The sequence below is a fragment of the Kocuria arenosa genome, assembly GCF_042879215.1.
GTDB classification, from domain to species: Bacteria; Actinomycetota; Actinomycetes; order Actinomycetales; family Micrococcaceae; genus Kocuria; species Kocuria arenosa.
The window spans coordinates 17265-33799 of sequence record NZ_JBHZTA010000011.1; the positions used below are offsets into that span (position 1 = coordinate 17265).

Annotated in this window: 17 protein-coding genes; 2 read left to right on the forward strand and 15 right to left on the reverse strand. The window is 73.4% G+C overall.

Translation table 11 applies throughout. From position 1 onward, the window contains the following. Positions 1-25: 25 nt before the first annotated feature. The 15 genes from ACFYE3_RS16105 to ACFYE3_RS16175 form a co-directional block, all read right to left on the reverse strand. Positions 26-973, reverse strand: coding sequence for an alpha/beta hydrolase (locus tag ACFYE3_RS16105; protein WP_387610765.1), 948 nt, complete (start codon positions 971-973; stop codon positions 26-28). A 252-nt stretch (positions 974-1225) separates the two neighbouring features. After that, the gene (locus tag ACFYE3_RS16110) at positions 1226-1447 is read right to left on the reverse strand and encodes a hypothetical protein (RefSeq protein ID WP_387610766.1); all 222 of its coding nucleotides are present in this window, start codon (positions 1445-1447) and stop codon (positions 1226-1228) included. 147 nt (positions 1448-1594) lie between these two features. Further along, the gene (locus tag ACFYE3_RS16115; protein WP_387610768.1) at positions 1595-2494 is read right to left on the reverse strand and encodes an urease accessory protein UreD; all 900 of its coding nucleotides are present in this window, start codon (positions 2492-2494) and stop codon (positions 1595-1597) included. Beyond that, entirely contained in the window at positions 2491-3144 is a 654-nt protein-coding gene (gene ureG / locus ACFYE3_RS16120; protein WP_387610770.1) for an urease accessory protein UreG, read from the reverse strand. Before ureG ends, ACFYE3_RS16115 begins: the two co-directional genes overlap by 4 nt. A 70-nt stretch (positions 3145-3214) precedes the next feature. Next, entirely contained in the window at positions 3215-3937 is a 723-nt protein-coding gene (locus ACFYE3_RS16125; RefSeq protein WP_387610772.1) for an urease accessory protein UreF, read from the reverse strand. Beyond that, positions 3918-4406 carry an urease accessory protein UreE gene (locus ACFYE3_RS16130; RefSeq protein WP_387610773.1) on the reverse strand — a complete coding sequence of 163 codons (489 nt, stop codon included), beginning with the start codon at positions 4404-4406 and terminating at the stop codon, positions 3918-3920. The genes ACFYE3_RS16125 and ACFYE3_RS16130 overlap by 20 nt, the downstream gene beginning before the upstream one ends. 71 nt (positions 4407-4477) lie before the next feature. Further along, positions 4478-6190 (reverse strand): urease subunit alpha, encoded by a 1713-nt coding sequence (gene ureC, locus ACFYE3_RS16135; RefSeq protein ID WP_387610775.1) that lies wholly within the window; start codon positions 6188-6190, stop codon positions 4478-4480. Then, positions 6187-6561: an urease subunit beta gene (locus ACFYE3_RS16140; protein WP_387610777.1), complete on the reverse strand. Its 375-nt coding sequence runs from the start codon at positions 6559-6561 to the stop codon at positions 6187-6189. Before ACFYE3_RS16140 ends, ureC begins: the two co-directional genes overlap by 4 nt. 25 nt (positions 6562-6586) lie before the next feature. Beyond that, on the reverse strand, positions 6587-6889 hold the full coding sequence (locus ACFYE3_RS16145) for an urease subunit gamma (RefSeq protein ID WP_368822280.1): 303 nt from the start codon (positions 6887-6889) through the stop codon (positions 6587-6589). A gap of 242 nt (positions 6890-7131) precedes the next feature. Then, positions 7132-7674, reverse strand: a complete 543-nt coding sequence (locus ACFYE3_RS16150) for a hypothetical protein (RefSeq protein WP_387610780.1) — start codon at positions 7672-7674, stop codon at positions 7132-7134. 203 nt (positions 7675-7877) lie between these two features. Next, entirely contained in the window at positions 7878-9461 is a 1584-nt protein-coding gene (locus ACFYE3_RS16155; protein WP_387610782.1) for a thiamine pyrophosphate-binding protein, read from the reverse strand. A 62-nt stretch (positions 9462-9523) separates the two neighbouring features. After that, positions 9524-10945 carry an NAD-dependent succinate-semialdehyde dehydrogenase gene (locus ACFYE3_RS16160; protein WP_387610783.1) on the reverse strand — a complete coding sequence of 474 codons (1422 nt, stop codon included), beginning with the start codon at positions 10943-10945 and terminating at the stop codon, positions 9524-9526. An 84-nt stretch (positions 10946-11029) separates the two neighbouring features. Beyond that, on the reverse strand, positions 11030-11686 hold the full coding sequence (locus tag ACFYE3_RS16165; protein WP_387610785.1) for a cyclase family protein: 657 nt from the start codon (positions 11684-11686) through the stop codon (positions 11030-11032). Then, entirely contained in the window at positions 11673-13157 is a 1485-nt protein-coding gene (locus ACFYE3_RS16170; protein WP_387610787.1) for a purine-cytosine permease family protein, read from the reverse strand. Before ACFYE3_RS16170 ends, ACFYE3_RS16165 begins: the two co-directional genes overlap by 14 nt. Beyond that, positions 13154-14623 carry a sodium:solute symporter gene (locus tag ACFYE3_RS16175; protein WP_387610789.1) on the reverse strand — a complete coding sequence of 490 codons (1470 nt, stop codon included), beginning with the start codon at positions 14621-14623 and terminating at the stop codon, positions 13154-13156. The genes ACFYE3_RS16170 and ACFYE3_RS16175 overlap by 4 nt, the downstream gene beginning before the upstream one ends. Positions 14624-14802: 179 nt before the next feature. Between ACFYE3_RS16175 and ACFYE3_RS16180 the strand changes: the two genes are divergently transcribed. After that, positions 14803-15369, forward strand: coding sequence for a helix-turn-helix domain-containing protein (locus ACFYE3_RS16180; protein ID WP_368822293.1), 567 nt, complete (start codon positions 14803-14805; stop codon positions 15367-15369). Positions 15370-15427: 58 nt separating this feature from the next. Next, positions 15428-16525 (forward strand): agmatinase, encoded by a 1098-nt coding sequence (gene speB, locus ACFYE3_RS16185; RefSeq protein WP_387610791.1) that lies wholly within the window; start codon positions 15428-15430, stop codon positions 16523-16525. Positions 16526-16535: the final 10 nt, after the last annotated feature.

A 16535-nucleotide genomic window follows, 5' to 3' on the forward strand; every position in this document is an offset into this window, starting at 1 on the left:
TCGGCGCTCCCGGGGCGGACGCGGCTCAGCCGACGCCGGTCGGCTCCGCCTCGGGGCGGAGGTGGCGGAGCAGGAACCGGGCCTGGTCCTCGAGCACGTGCGAGCGCACCGGGTCCTCGTAGATCGCGAAGTGCCCCACCGGGTACGTCACGACCTCTCCCCGCGGCGCCGCCCGGGCGATCTCCGCGGCCCGCAGCGGATCCGTCTCGGTGTCCCGCTCCGCGACGCACACGAGCAGCGGCGCCCGCACCCGTTCGGCGGTGCCCGGCAGGTACACCGGTGGGTGGAGGAGCAGCCGGGGTGCGAACTCGTTGCGCCAGGTGGGGCCCGTCGCCACGGCCCGCGCGAGGTGCTGGTCGCTGTCCGGGTCGATGATCGCACCCACGTCCCCGGGCAGCGCGAACACCGGGATGCAGTACGGGGGCAGCCCGCGCCGGCTCCGCCGCTCGTCGCGGACCGCCGCGGCCACCAGCCGGACGGTGGTCCGCAGGAGCGTCCCGAGCGGGATGTGCTCCTGCCGCCTCTTGGCCCGCAGCTCCTCGGCCGTGCTCCGGGAGCCCTTGCCGAACTCCGGCACCTGGGCGACCACGGCCCGCGTCCGCCGGTCCTCGGAGGCCAGCCGCAGGACGTGCCCGCCGGACAACGAGCTGCCCCACAGTGCGGTGCGGGCCGGGTCGACGCCGGGCAGGGAGCGGGCCAGGCGCACGGCCGCCCGCCAGTCCTCGAGCTGCTCCGCCGGATCGACGATCTGCCGGGGTGCGCCGCCGCTGCGGCCGAACCGCCGGTAGTCGAAGGTCAGCACGGCCAGACCGTGCTCCGCGAGGCCGGCGGCGTGCTCGGCCAGCTGGTCCTGGGTGCCGGAGAAGCCGTGGCCCATGACCACGCAGGGCGCTGCGGCGCCGGCCCGCGGCGGACGGTACAGCGTGGCGGCGCACGGGACGCCGCCCGAGTCGAACGTGAGAGCCTCCGGCATCGTGTCCTCCCCCGGCCGCGGCGGGCCCTGGTGCCTGCCCGTGGTGTCCATCGTGCGCGCGTGCCGGAGCCGAGGCCAGGGGGCACGGCATGCTCCCGCACGGCACGGCACGGCACGGCACGGCACGGCACGGCACGGCACGGCACGGCACGGCACGCGCCGCGGCCCGCCGAGGCACCGGCGCCGTACCGGCCGGCGCGCGCGGCCGCGGACCGCCCGGAACCACCTCCGTGCGCTCCGGGCCCCGGGTGGTCAGGCGGTGCCCACCAGCTCGGACCGGCGCAGCCGGTGGTCGCGGACCGAGACCAGCCGCCGGAGTCCCGTGCGGTCCTCGAGGACCCACGCGATCCCCAGCTGCGGAACCACCTCGCTGACCGTGCCGGTGAAGCACGGCTGCCGGTGCTCCCAGGCCTCGATCCGGTCACCCGGCCGCACCCGGGCCAGGCCCAGGATCCATCTGTTGCTCGCGGTCATGGGGAGCCCCTTCCGTCTCGTGCACCCAGCTCCTCCATCCTCGTCCCGGTCTGTGGCCGCGGCATTTCCGGAGGATGGCGATCCCATGACTTCTCCTCGGCGTCAGCACCGTGCCCGGCCCGTGCCCGGAAGGGGATCCGGCGGGGATCAGTACTTCCGCAGGGTCACGCGGGCCTGTCCCGTCCACCGCGCGCGCAGCAGCGCCGAGACGTCCAGGAGCAGGTCTGTGAGCTCCGCGGAGCCGGGGCCCAGGGCGCGGACCACGAGGCCGGGCACCGGCAGCTCCGAGACCCCGCAGCGCAGCCCCGGCACCCGGGCCTCGGCCGCGGCGAGCAGATCGTGGACCTCCTCCACCAGCTCCCGGTCCGCCCGGGGGTCCACGACCAGCAGGGACCCGAGGTGCGTGCGGCCCTCCAGGAAGCCGAGCTCGGCCACGGCGTCCTCCCCGGGGCGCAGGCGGAGGTTGTCGAGGACCACCGTGCGCCCGCCCATCAGCACCTCGGTGCGCAGCACCACGCCGCGGTAGCGGAAGACGGTGCCGTCCGGCGCCCACCCGGGGGTGATCACCTCGCCCGCCACGAGGCAGGCGGAGGGGTCCATCGACACGGTCGTGGACTGCACGTAGTCGGCGTCCTCGTAGGCGATGAGCTGGTCCGGCAGGTACTCGAGCACCGCGCCGGGGCCGAGCTCGAACCGCACGTCCTGGCGGGCGGGTGCGGCCGGGGTGCGATAGACCTTGGTCGCGGACTGGGTGGTGACCAGGGCGGTGCCGGCGGCCCCGACCGTGACGTCCAGCTCGTAGCGGTCCCCGCCGAGGTACCCGCCGCCCGGGTTGACGACGACGAAGCACGGCTGCCCCGACCCGTCCAGGTGGTGCGGGCGCAGCACGCGCAGGGCCCCGGCATGGAACTGGTGGGCGGCCACGGTCCGGTCCCCGCGGAGCGTCAGGACCAGCTCGAGCCGGCCGGTCGGGGCGGTGACCGGCGGAGCGGTCTGCCCGGCGGGTCCCACGGCAGGGGCCACGGCGGCGGGTGCGGCAGGGGTCACGGGGCCATGTCCAGCATCAGCACGTCGTGCCGGATCCACGCGAGGATCCGCTCGAGGCCCTCGTCGGTCCGGAGGTTGGTGAAGCAGAACGGCCGGTCCTTGCGGAACACGGCGGAGTCCGCGGCCATGACGTCGAGGTCGGCGCCGACGTGCGGGGCGAGGTCGATCTTGTTGATGACGAACAGGTCGGACCTGATCATGCCCTGCCCGGCCTTGCGGGGGATCTTCTCGCCCTGGGCCACGTCGATGACGTAGATCGAGAAGTCGACCAGCTCCGGGCTGAACGTGGCGGAGAGGTTGTCCCCGCCGGACTCGACGAACACGATCTGCAGGTCCGGGTGCTCGGCGCACAGCTTCTCGATCGCGGCCTCGTTCATCGAGGTGTCCTCGCGGATCGCGGTGTGCGGGCAGCCGCCGGTCTCGATGCCCACGATCCGGTCCAGCGGCAGCACGCCGTTGCGGGCCAGGATCTTCGCGTCCTCGATCGTGTAGATGTCGTTGGTGATCGCGGCCATCGAGACCTCGTGGATCAGCGCCCTGGTGACCCGCTCCACGAGCTGGGTCTTGCCGGCGCCCACGGGCCCGCCCACGCCGATGCGCACGGGGCCGCGGCCGGTCGGCGCGGAGGGGACGGGGGAGACGGTGGTCATGGGGAGCTCCTGGGTCGGTGCGGTCGGTGCGGTCGGTGCGGCCCGGTGGTGGGGCCGGTCCGGTGGCGGGTCAGGACATGAACATGCGGGCCCGCTGCCAGGCGTGGCGCATCTGGGCGATCTCCAGGCCGGGGCTGGTCGCCCCGGCCTCGTGGTCGGCCATGCGCCCGATCCGCTCGACGCCGCGGGCGACGTCCTCGTGCAGGGCGCGCAGGACGCGCTGGCCCGCGTTCTGGCCGAGGGGGATGCCGCGGACGGCGTTCTGGGTCAGGGAGGTGACGGTCGAGAAGAGGTACGCGCCGGCGAGCTGCTCCCAGGCCACGCCGAGGCCGGCGCCCACGAGGGCGAAGGCCACGGCCGGGTTGCCGCGGCTCGTCCCGGCGCGCTGCCGCTCGGCGTAGGCCAGCAGCCGGGGCGAGGGGAAGTTCTCGGCCCCGATGCCGGTCATCCGCCGGCCCATCGCGGTCGCGGCGTCCCGCACCTGGACGGGCAGGGCCTGGGCGTCCAGCAGGTCGTCGGCACGCCACACGGCGTCGTCGTCGGCCGCCGTGGCGACCGCCCGGACCGCCCAGCCCTCCGCGGGCACCACCTGGTGGTGCAGGCAGTGCCGGACCCAGGCCAGGAAGCCGGGCTCGTCGCGGACCGTGCCGTCGTCCACGTAGGTCTCGAGCCCCAGGGAGTGGGCGAACGCGCCGGTGGGCAGGGCGGAGTCGGCCAGCTGCAGCACGGCGAGCATCCCGGCCGGCGTCCCGGGGGCGCCCGCGGGGGTGCGCTCAGTGGGTGTGCTCGGCATGGCGGAAGGGGACCTCCATCTGCCGCTCGACGCGCGCGAAGCGCACCCCGGCGTCCCGGAGGAAGGCCTCGGCGGTGTGGTCGTACTGGAGCACCATGACCCCGTCGTGGCCGGGCAGCTCGGCGACGTCGGCCGCGGGGCCGAGGAACTGGGCGGGCAGGTGCCGGTTGCCCAGGGAGTGGGCCACGAAGCCCATCTGCTCGATCGTGGCGGGCGCGACGAGCAGGACGTCGGTGGGCAGGGTCGAGACGACCACGGCGTTGCGGCCCGCCCGGTGCAGGATGTCGCCGTCCTTGAGCTCCTGCCGCGCGGTCAGGCGGATCCCCACCTCGGTCCCGTGGTCGGTCACGACCCGTTGGACGCGCCTGCGCAGCTCGGGCCCGGAGAGGGCGACCCGCTCCAGGTGCAGGCCGGCGCGCTCCGGCTCGGTGAGCTCGGCCAGGTTGCCGAGGACGGCTTCGACGATCACGGGTGCGGGTCCTCTCGGGATGCTGCGGGATGCTGCGGGATGCTTCGGCAAGTGCGGGGCCGGTGGAAGGGTCAGAACAGGAAGTAGCGCTGGGCCATGGCCAGCTCCTCGGCGGGCTCGCACGTGGCGATCTCGCCGTCCACGCGGACCTCGTAGGTCTGCGGGTCCACCTCGATCTCCGGGGTGGCGTGGTTGTGCCGCATGTCCTGCTTGGTCAGACCGCGGATCCCGCCCACGGGCAGCACCTGCTTGCGCAGGCCCAGCCGCTCGCCGACGCCCGCCTCGACGGCGGCGCGGGACATGAAGGTGATGGAGTTGGCGTGCGGGGCTGTGCCCTTGGCGCCGAACGCGTCCCGCAGCAGCTGCGGCTGCGGGGTGGGGATCGAGGCGTTGGGGTCGCCCATGAGCGAGTGCACGATCTGCCCGCCCTTGAGCACGGCGTGGGGCTTGACCCCGAAGAACACCGGGTCCCACAGCACGAGGTCGGCGAACTTGCCCGGTTCGACCGAGCCCACCACGTCGGCGATCCCGTGCGCGACCGCCGGGTTGATCGTGTACTTGGCCACGTAGCGCTTGAGCCGGGCGTTGTCCCCGCGGCCCGTCTCCTCGGGCAGGGGCCCGGTGCGCCGCTTCATCTGGTCGGCCAGCTGCCACGTGCGCAGCACCACCTCGCCCACGCGGCCCATGGCCTGGGAGTCGGAGGAGGTCATGGAGAACACCCCGAGGTCGTGCAGGACGTCCTCGGCGGCGATCGTCTCGGGCCGGACCCGGGAGTCCGCGAACGCCACGTCCTCCGGGATGTCCGGGTTGAGGTGGTGGCAGACCATGAGCATGTCCAGGTGCTCCTCCGCCGTGTTCCGGGTGAAGGGCAGCGTGGGGTTCGTCGAGGACGGCAGCACGTGGGGCAGCGCCGCGATGCGGATGATGTCCGGGGCGTGGCCGCCGCCGGCGCCCTCGGTGTGGAACGTGTGGATGACCCGCCCGCCGATCGCCGCCACCGTGTCCTCGAGGAACCCGCACTCGTTGAGGGTGTCGGTGTGGATGGCCACCTGCACGTCGAACTCGTCGGCCACGGCCAGGGCCGTGTCGATCGCCGCGGTGGTGGCGCCCCAGTCCTCGTGGATCTTGAGTCCCACGGCACCAGCGCGGATCTGCTCCGCGAGGGGCTCGGCGGTGCTCGCGTGGCCCTTCCCGAGGAGCCCGAAGTTCATGGGGTGGTCGTCGAGGGCCCGGAACATCCGGGCGAGGTGCCACGCGCCGGGGGTGATCGTGGTGGCGTTGGAGCCCTCGGCCGGGCCGGTGCCGCCGCCGAACATCGTGGTGATCCCGGAGGACAGGGCCGTGCCGATCTGGTCGGCGCCGATGAAGTGGATGTGGGAGTCGATCCCGCCGGCGGTGAGGATCCGGCCCTCGCCGGCGATCACCTCGGTGGAGGCGCCGATGAGGATGTCGACGCCGTCCATGATGTCCGGGTTGCCGGCCTTGCCGATCCCGCTGATGTGCCCGTCCCGGATGCCGACGTCCGCCTTGTAGATCCCGGAGGCGTCGAGGACCACGGCGTTGGTGACCACGGTGTCCACCACGCCGTCGTCCCGGGTCAGCCGTCCGTTGTGGCCCATGCCGTCCCGGATCACCTTGCCGCCGCCGAAGACCACCTCGTCCCCGGGGACCGTGCGGTCGTGCTCCACCTCGAGGAACAGCTCGGTGTCCGCCAGGCGCACCAGGTCCCCGGTGGTGGGCCCGTAGAGGCTCGTGTACTGGGCGCGCGACATCTCGTGGCTCATGCCTGCTCCTCCCCGGGAGCGCCGGTGCGAGGAGATCCGGTCCCGGGGGCGCCCGTGCCGGGGGTGTCGAGGGGCCCGTCCACCCGGTTCGCGAGGCCGTGGACCTCGCGGCGCCCCGCCAGGGCGACGAGCCGGACCCGCTTGCGGTCGCCGGGTTCGAAGCGCACCGCCGTGCCGGCGGGGACGTCCAGGCGGAAGCCGCGGACCGCCGCCCGGTCGAACTCGAGCCCGGGATTGGCCTCGGCGAAGTGGAAGTGCGAGCCCACCTGCACGGGGCGGTCGCCGCGGTTGACCACGTCCACCTCCGTGGTGGGCCGGCCGGCGTTGATCACGACGGGCTCGGGCCGCAGGACGTACTCTCCGGGGATCACGGGCGCTCCTTCGGGGACGGTCGCGTCAGCGGATGGGGTCGTGGACGGTGACGAGCTTGGTGCCGTCCGGGAAGGTCGCCTCCACCTGGACGGAGTGGACCATCTCCGGCACGCCCTCCATGACGTCCGCGCGGGCCAGGATCGTGGAGCCCCACGACATGAGGTCGGCCACGGTCCGGCCGTCGCGGGCGCCCTCCAGCAGCTCGGCGGTGATCAGGGCGACCGCCTCCGGGTGGTTGAGCCGCAGCCCCCGGGCCCGGCGCCGTCGGGCGAGGTCACCGGCCACGACGACCAGCAGCTTCTCCTGCTCACGGGGTGTCAAGTGCACGGCTCTCCTCGGGACGGCTGGTGCTCAGGGACAGTCGTCACCGTAGGGGCTCCGTGTTTCGGCGAGGTTCACCGGGTGTTTCCGGCACGTGCCGGGGCGCAGGTGCGGGCCCGTCCGTCCTCGGCGCGTCCACCGCTGCCCACGACGAAGGGCCGCGTGCTGCCGGCACGGTGCTCGCACGACGGCAGCTCGCGGCCCCTCGGTGCCGCGGTGCGGCGGGGTGCTTCAGTCCTGGTGCTGGATCACTCCTCCTGCTGGGTCACGGTGACGTCCGTGGCCCGGACGTAGGACTCGCCCTCCATGTCGGCGAGCTCGTCGCCGAGGCCGGCACCGAGATCCTCCTCTGCGGCGGCCACGTCCAGCGACGCCTGGAGCGTGCCGGTGAGCTCGACCAGGGCGCCGTCCTGCAGCTCAGGCAGATCGGCGTCGTGGAGCACGAGCAGCGAGCCCAGCTCCAGGTCGTCCGGGTCCGAGAGCTGCAGTGCGTTCGCCGAGACGACGTCCTCGACCTCGCCGGTGAGGGTCACCTCCTGGCCCTCGTAGAGCGCCCGGTCCTCGGAGAAGTCCCGGTTGTAGGCGCCGCTGTAGGGAGCGACGACGTCCGCGGGCGTCTCCTCGCCCTCCTGCGGCGCCGGAGAGGACTCCATGACCTCGCTCTCCTGGATGTCCTCGACGTCGGTGCCCGTCTCGGGCTCGCCGTTGCCGCAGCCGGCGAGACCCAGTGCGGCGGCGGCGAGCAGGCTCACGACGGCCTTGCGGGTGGTGTGGGATTCACGCGTTCTCATGATGTGCCTCCTGGTGTCGGCCATGGTCACCGGGTCGGCGCATCGGCGGTGAGGCACCGGGCTCCGGCTGCGTGCCCCTTCACCGTAGGCAGGCTTTTCGAGCGCTCACAAGGCATGACGCCGGACTCTGCGGATCTTCCCCCGTCCCTTCCCGAGCACTCTGCGCAAGTCGTGACCCTCGCGTGACGCACCGGCCGGACGACTCAGATGCGGAGGTGCACGAGGCTCGGTCCCTCCACCGCGAGCGCCTCGACGACCTTCTCGGCGAGGTTCTCCGGGGTGGCCTCGAGCCCGACCGCGCCGAAGGCCTCCGCGAGCGCCGGCCAGTCCGGCTGCCGCAGGTCCACGGCGAGCGGGTCGATGTCCCGGTCGGTCATGTTCTGCCGGATCTCGCCGTAGCCGCCGTTGTCCACGCACACGATGGGCAGGTCCACGCCGAGCTCCACGGCGGTCATCAGCTCCTGGATCGAGAACATCAGGGCGCCGTCGCCCACGAGGCACAGCACGGGCCGGTGCGGGGCGGCGAGCTTCGCCCCGATCGAGGCGGGCAGGCCGTAGCCCAGGGTCGCGTAGGTCCCCATGTAGAGCAGGGAGTGGGGGAGCTGGGCGCGGAAGAACGTGGTGGAGCCCAGATAGGTGACCTGGGAGGAGTCGCCGCCGATGATCGTGCCCTCCGGCACCACGGCCATGATGGTCTCGTTGAGCGCGGCGAGCTCGGGCGCGGTGCGGCGGCCCTCGTCGTCGAGCCCGGCGAAGACCTCGGTGAGGTCGCGCGGGGGCCGCGGCGGGAGCGGGCCGATCGCCTCGAGGAGCTGCGGGACCACGGCCGCGGAGTGCCCGGGCAGCTCGATGTCCGGGTCGAGGTTGCACAGCATCTGGTCCCGCATGATGTCCACGCGCACGACCGGCCCCCGGGGCGTGATGTCCCCGCCCCACAGCTCGGCCTCACCGACCTTCGAGCCGACCACCAGCAGGGCGTCGGCGGAGCGCAGGAACTCGTGCGCGGTGGACAGGCGCAGGTCGGCGCCCAGCGAGAGGCGGTGCCGCTCGGGGATCGCGCCCTTGCCGTTGGTCGTGGTGATGACCGGTGCCTCGAGCAGCTCGGCGAGCTCGAGCAGCCGCGCGCCGGCGGCCAGGGAGCCGCCGCCGGCCAGGATGACAGGGTGCTCGGCGCTCCGCAGCACCTCGGCGGCGCGGCGCACGTCGTCGACCGGGGCCGGCTGCGGGGCCCCGAGCCGGCGCGGGGCCACCTGCCGGTCGGTGTAGTCGAGCTCCGCCTCCAGGACGTCCAGCGGGATCTCGATGTGCACCGGCCGGGGGCGGGAGTGGGCGAAGTCCCGGAAGGCGTCGTGGACCATGGTCACGGCCTCGGCGCCGCTGGTGACCCGGCGGCTGCGGCCCACGATCGCGTCCACGGCCGCGGACGGGTTCTTCGTCTCGTGCAGCGAGCCGATGTCCCGGAAGTCGTGGCCCACCGGGCGCCCGGGGGACAGGATGATCATCGGGCGGGACTCGGCGTAGGCCGTGGCCGCCCCGGACAGCGAGTTGAGCAGGCCCGGCCCGGACGTGGTGATGACGACGCCCGGCAGCCCGGAGACCTGGCTCCATCCGTCGGCGCCGTACGCGGCCCCCTGCTCGTGGCGGGTGGTGACCGCCCGGATGCCCAGCTCGCGCAGCGGGCGGTAGAACTCGAGCGAGTGGGTCCCGGGAATGCCGAAGACGGTGTCGACGCCGTAGCCCCGGAGCGTCTCCAGCACGGCACGGGCGGTGGTCCTGCGGGCGGTCATGAGCGGTCCTCCAAGGGGTGGGGTGGGGCGGCGGGGGTCTCGTGCGGTGGGGCGCCGGTGGGTCAGTCCTCGCCGGCGGGTCGGTCCTTGACGTAGAGCAGGCGCTTGTTGACGAACTCGTCCATGCCCAGCGGTCCCAGCTCCCGGCCGTAGCCGGAGCGCTTGACCCCGCCGAAGGGCATCTCGGCACCCTCGGCCTCGGCGGCGTTGACGGCGGCCATGCCCGCGTCCAGGCCCTCGGCGAGCCGGCGCGCCCGGTCGGGGTCGGTGCTGAAGACGGCCCCGCCCAGGCCGTAGGGGGTGTCGTTGGCCAGGGCGAGGGCTTCCGCGTCGTCGGCGACCCGGTAGACCACGGCCACGGGGCCGAAGAGCTCCTCGTGGTGGGCGGCCATGTCCGGGGTGATCCCGGTGAGCACGGTCGGCTCCAGGTACGCGCCCGGGCCCTCGAGCAGCCGCCCGCCGGCGTGCAGGGTGGAACCGGCGTCCACGGCGTCCTGGATCTGGCGGGCCAGCCCCTCGGCGGCGGACCGGGAGGACAGCGGGGCGTAGGTGCCGGGCACGTCGTCGGCGGGGTCGCCAGGGGTCAGCGCCTCGGCCTGGCGGGTCAGCTCGGCCACGAACTCGTCGTAGACGTCGGCCATGACGATCATCCGCTTGTTGGAGTTGCAGGCCTGGCCGGTGTTGGCCATCCGGGTGGCGAAGGCCGCCCGGGCGGACTCCTGGACATCGGCGGTGTCCAGCACCACGTAGGGGTCGGAGCCGCCGAGCTCGAGGACGACCTTCTTCAGGTTCCGCCCGGCGATCTCGGCGACCTTTGCCCCGGCCCGCTCGGACCCGGTCAGCGACACCCCCTGGACCCGCGGGTCGGCGATGATCTCGGCGACCTGGTCGTGGGAGGCGAAGAGGTTGACGTAGGCGCCGGCCGGCACCCCGGCGTCGTCCATGAGCTGCTGGATGGCCAGTGCGGCCCGGGGGCAGGACTCGGCGTGCTTGAGCACGATCGTGTTGCCCAGCACGAGGTTGGGGGCGGCGAAGCGGGCGACCTGGTAGTACGGGAAGTTCCACGGCATGATCCCCAGCAGCACCCCCACGGGTCGCTTCTGGATCACCGCCCGGCCGCCGCCGGAGGCGGTGATCGGCTGGTCGGCGGCCAGGGCCGGGCCCTGCTCGGCGAAGTAGGCGAAGATCTCCGTGCAGAACTCGACCTCGTCCCGGGCCTCGGCCAGCGGCTTGCCCATCTCTTCCGTGATGATCGTGGCCAGCTCCTCGGCCCGCTCGGTGAACAGTGCCCCGACGCGGGCGACGACGTCCGCGCGCTCCTCGATCGGCACGGCCCGCCACGCACGGAACGCGGCGTCGGCGCCGGCGAGGGCTTCCTGGACCTGGGTGTCGGTGGCCGTCGGGAACTCGGCCAGCACCTGGCCGGTGGCCGGGTTGACGGACCGGTAGGAGGTCGGGGCGGTGGGGCGGGCATCAGCGGTCATGGTGGTGGCTCCTCTTCGGGGATCGGGTGTCGTCGACGGCGTCGTGGCCCTCGGGGTGGGGAACGGTCAGGGACGGGACGGGGCTCACAGTTGCATCGCCACCGCCCGCACCGGGGAGCCGTCCAGACCGCGCAGCCGCAGCGGCAGGGCGCTCAGCAGCGGGTTCGGCCAGTCGACGGTGTGCAGGTTCGTCAGGTTCTCGATGATCGCCCCGCCCGCTCCCAGGACCGCCGCGTGCACCGGCAGCTCGAGCGGGCCGGTCGAGCCGGCGTCCGGGGTGCGGTCCGGGTTGAGGGTGTCCGTGCCGAGCACCTGCACGCCCGCGGACAGCAGGTGCTCGGCGATCTCCACGTCCAGCACCGGGTGCGCCAGGTAGCGCGGCGTGCCGAAGTGCCGGGACCAGTCGGTGCGGAACAGCACGATCGTGCCGGCCCGGACGTCCTCCAGCTGCGCGCGGACGTGCTCCCAGCGGACCACCTCGTGCTCCTGGAGGCCCGGCACGTGCACGATGCGTGCCGGTCCCACGAGGCGGGAGAGGTCGAGCTCGTCCACGGCGGGGCCCCCGTCCACGGTGTGCAGGGGAGCGTCCACGTGCGTCCCGCTGTGCGTGCTCAGGTGCAGCTCGGCCACCTGGAAGCCGTCCCGCGGGACGGACGCCGCGAGCCGGGAGTCCACGGGCGGATCCCCCGGGAACACCTGCATGCCGGCCTCCACGGGGTGGCTCAGGTCAACGAGGCGCATCGGCGGTCTCCTCCGGCTCGCCGGCCGTGCCGACCGCACCGACCGTGCCGACCCCATCGACCCCCTCCGGTGCCGGGATCCCGTCCGGCGTTGCGGTCCCGTCCGCCGCCTCGGACAGGTGGTGCTGCGCCGGACGGCCCGCCACGATCCTTCCCGCCGCGAGAGCCCATCCCAGGTAGAGCGCCGCGGAGAGGACGAACGTGGGCATGGTCGCGCCCACGGGGCTCGGGAGCACGTAGGTGAGCACCAGCGAGGAGACCGCGCCGACGACCCACACCACCACGGCGGCGGGGTTGACCCCGCCCCGGTACCAGTACCGGCCGCCGCGTCCCCGCAGGATGTCCGCCGCGTAGGCGCCGCGCTGGACCACGTAGTAGTCCACCAGCATGATCGCGAAGACGGGGATGAACAGCGAGCCGATCAGCACCAGGAACTCGGTGAACTGGTCCAGCAGGCCCAGCCGGGTGGAGCCGAGGACCGACACGGCCCCCAGCACGAGCGCCGTGGGCAGGAAGCGGAGCCTCCGCGAGGGCGTGAGGTTCACCACCGAGGAGACCATGCCGTAGACGACCATGGTGTTGGTGGCCATCACCGACAGGAAGACCACCACCGCCAGGGGGGCGCCGAAGGCGGCCACGAGGACCGTCGGGTCGAACCCGACCGCCTCCCCGCCGTCGAGCACCACGTAGGCGATGGCGGTGGCCCCGAGGCTCATGGCCGCGACCGTGGACAGGACATACCCCGTGCCGGAGCCGATCATGCCCGCGGACTGCCTCCGGGCGAGGCGGTTGAACTCCGCGGAGAGCACGGTCCAGGAGATGGCCGTGGCGATGACGACGTCGAGGACCGCGACGGAGGACCAGCCCGCCTCGGGATCCGCGGGCAGGGCGGCGAAGTCCGCCACCGGGTAGGAGGTGAACGCCACCGTGAAGACCCAGGCCATGATGCCCAGGATCACCACCGCCAGCCACGGCTCCACGCGGGCGATGCCCTCGTGGCCGAGGACGGCCAGCGCCACGACCAGCGCCTGGCAGAGCACCGAGAACAGCACCGGGTTGGAGTAGCCGGTCGCCTGCGCCACGAGGAAGTTCACGGTGACGCCGGCGAGCATGGCCTGCACCCAGCTCCAGCCCATGAGGATGACCACGTTCGCGGCCACCGGCAGGAAGGACCCGCGCAGACCGAACGAGCCCTTGGTCAGGGACATGGTGGCGAGGCCGGTGCGGGTGCCCATGTTCCCCACGAGCACCAGCACCGCGCCGCCGATCAGCGTGCCCAGGACGATCATGCCCAGGGCGGTGGGCCAGGACACCCCGGGCACGAACAGCGTCCCGGTCAGCAGCGTGGTCACCACGAGGTTCGCCGCGAGCCAGATCATCCCGATCCGGCCCGCCCCGAGCGTGCCCCGCAGCGGGCCGTAGCCCTCGGAGTTCTCGTCCAGGTGGTCCGAGAGCCGGGTCCAGGCGCTCACGGGCGGACCTCCGCGCGGTCGGCGCCGGCCGGGCCGGTGCCGGCAAGGCGCTCGTTCCACTGCCGCAGCACCCCGGCGTGCGTGGGGCGGGACAGCAGCGAGACGACCACGTAGACCAGCGCCGAGCTCACCAGGCCCAGGTAGATGGGGGCGTTGGCCAGCACGCCGAAGACCGCCATGGACGCCACGGTCACCACGGACCCGACGAGCATGGACAGGGCCGCGCCGAGGCTCGTGCCCCGCCGCCACAGGAGCCCGCCCAGGACGGCGACGAGCAGGCCGCCCACCAGGATGTCGTAGGCGATGGTCAGGGCGGTGACGGTGTCCGAGACGAAGATCGAGATCACGGTGATCACCACGCCGAAGACGAGCACGTAGATCCGGTCCCCGCGCAGCGCCTCGGCGGTGCCCTCCGGGGCGGGGGCGGCGTGGCGGGTGAGCAGGGACCTCAGGGTCGGCACGACGTCCACCCGGGCGACCGTGGCCGCGGCGATGAGCGCGCCCGAGGCCGTGGACATCATGGCGGCGACACCGGCGGCGAGCACGACCCCGCCGAGCCCGGCCGGGACGTACTGCTGCGCCATCGTGGCGAACGCGTCGTCCGGGGAGGAGAGGTCCGGGGCCACGGCGGCGGCCGTCATCCCGATGACGGCCCCGGCCACGCCGTAGAGCGCCACGTAGGCCGCGGAGGCGAGCCCGCCCCAGCGGGCGACCTGCGGGGAGCGGGCGGTGAAGACGCGCTGCCAGATGTCCTGGCCGATCAGCATGCCGAACCCGTAGACCACGAACTGGGTGATGATCGCCTGCGTGCCCATGCCGTCCCAGGTGAAGAAGGTGGCGTCCAGCCGGTCCTCGAGCCCGGTCCAGCCGCCCGCGGCGGAGAGGGAGAACGGCAGCAGGATCAGGAAGATGCCGACCGTCATGAACACGAACTGCATCATGTCGGTGAGCGTGATCGACCACATCCCGCCGAGCACGGAGTACCCCACGACCACCACGCCGCCGAGCAGGATCGCCCAGGCCCGGTCGAGCGGGAACAGGACCGAGAAGATCGCGGCGTACGCGGAGGTGGAGGTCACGGAGAGCATCACGGTGTAGGCCAGCATCACGAACGAGGACGCCTTGGCCCCGCCGCGCTCGCCGTAGCGCAGCTGAAGCATCTGGGAGACGGTGAACACCTTGAGGGACTGGATGCGGCCGGCGAAGAACAGGCTCAGCGCGGCCAGGCCCGTGGCGATCGCCACGACCAGCCACATCCCGGAGATGCCGTAGGTGAAGCCGAGGCCCACCCCGCCCACGGTGGAGGCGCCGCCGAGGACCACGGCGGCCATGGTGCCCGTGTAGAAGCCGGGACCCAGGCGGCGGCCCGCCACCCGGTAGTCCTCGGCGTCGTGGGCCCTGCGGCTGGCCCAGAGCCCGACCGCCACCATGGCGATCAGGTAGAGCACGATGATCAGCACGTTCATGGATGTCACTTCTTCCTCGGAGCGCGGGCGCCCACGGGGTCGATCGGGAGCCTCCTCGCCACGAGGTTGCTCGACAAGAAACAAAAGTTGTCCCACATAGTATGATGCAGATCATGTTTTGGGAACGGGTCCCGGTCGTGACGGACGGGTGAATCCGTCCGGGAGGAGGCGTCGTCGTCGTGAAAGCACTGCCCATCGAGAGCTCCGGGCACACCGCCGCCGTGGGTTCGCGGCTGCGCAACCACCGGCGGCGCAGCCACATGACCATCGACCAGCTCGCCTCCGCCGCGGGCCTCACCAAGGGCTTCGTCAGCCGGGTGGAGCGGGACATCACCTCCCCGTCCGTGGACTCCCTGGTGCGGATGTGCCAGGTGCTGCGGATCGACGTGGGCGCGCTCTTCGCCGGGCCCGCCGACGTGGAGCTGGTCCGGCTCGAGGACGCCCCGCACATCGACCTCGGCGGCGAGGGGATCGAGGAGCAGCTCGTCACGCCGTCGGCCCAGCGCCAGGTCCAGGTCATCCGGGCCCGCGTGGCCGCCGGGGGCCGGGGCGAGGACGCGATGTACAGCATGGACTGCGAGACCGAGGTGCTGCACCTGATCAGCGGCCGGTTCCGGCTCCACGTCCCGGACCGCACCTACGACCTGGAGGCCGGGGACACGGTGACGTTCCCCGGCTCCGAGCCGCACACCTGGGAGAACCCCGGCACCGAGGAGGCCGTGCTGCTGTGGATCCTCGGCTCCTGAGCTCCCCGCCCGTCCCGGCCACCACCCCCGTCAGCACCCACCGAGAGGACCCCACGCCATGAACCCCGAGCGCATCACCGGCACTGCCCCGGACGGCACCCCCGTCGTCGGACCCGTCAACGCCGCCCTGACCCCGCGCTGGGCCGGGCTGGGCACGTTCGCCCGGTTGCCGCGCACGGACGAGGTCGAGCACACGGACATCGCGGTGGTGGGCGTGCCGTTCGACGCCGGCGTCTCCTACCGGCCCGGCGCCCGGTTCGGGGCCAACCACGTCCGGGAGTCCTCGCGCCTGCTGCGCCCCTACAATCCCGCGCAGAACGTCTCGCCGTTCGCCGGGGCGCAGGTCGCCGACGCCGGGGACATCGTGGCCAACCCCTTCGACATCCCCGAGGCGATCGTCTCCATCGAGGCCCAGGCCACCGAGCTCATGGGCGAGGACACCCGGCTCGTGGCGATCGGCGGGGACCACACCATCGCCCTGCCGCTGCTGCGCGCCGCCCACGCGCGCCACGGCAGGGTCGCGCTGCTGCACTTCGACGCCCACCTCGACACCTGGGACACCTACTTCGGCGCGGAGTACACCCACGGCACCCCGTTCCGCCGCGCGTTCGAGGAGGGCCTCCTCGACTCGGACGCCGTGTGCCACGTCGGCACCCGCGGACCGCTCTACGGCACCGAGGACCTCGACGACGACGCCCGCTTCGGCTTCGGCATCGTCTCCTCCGCCGACGTCATGCGACTGGGAGTGGACGCCGTCGTCGCGCACCTGCGGGAGCGCGTCGGCGACCGCCCGCTCTACGTCTCGCTGGACATCGACGTCCTGGACCCGGCCCACGCCCCCGGCACCGGGACCCCCGAGGCCGGCGGGATGACCAGCCGGGAGGTGCTCGAGATCCTGCGCGGGCTGCGCGGCACGAACGTGGTCGGCTGCGACGTCGTCGAGGTCGCCCCGGCCTACGACCACGCCGAGCTCACCGGCGTGGCCGCCGCGCACGTGGCCTACGAGCTCATCAGCCTCCTCGCGCTGGGCCCCGGCGCGGCACCGGGCGGCCCCGCCTACGGGCTGGCCGGGCACGTCTACGGGGACGCCGTCCCGGAGCCGGCGGAGGAGCCGGCGCAGGACCGGGCGCAGTTCCCGGCGGGGGAGGGCCGGTGACCGGGGGTGC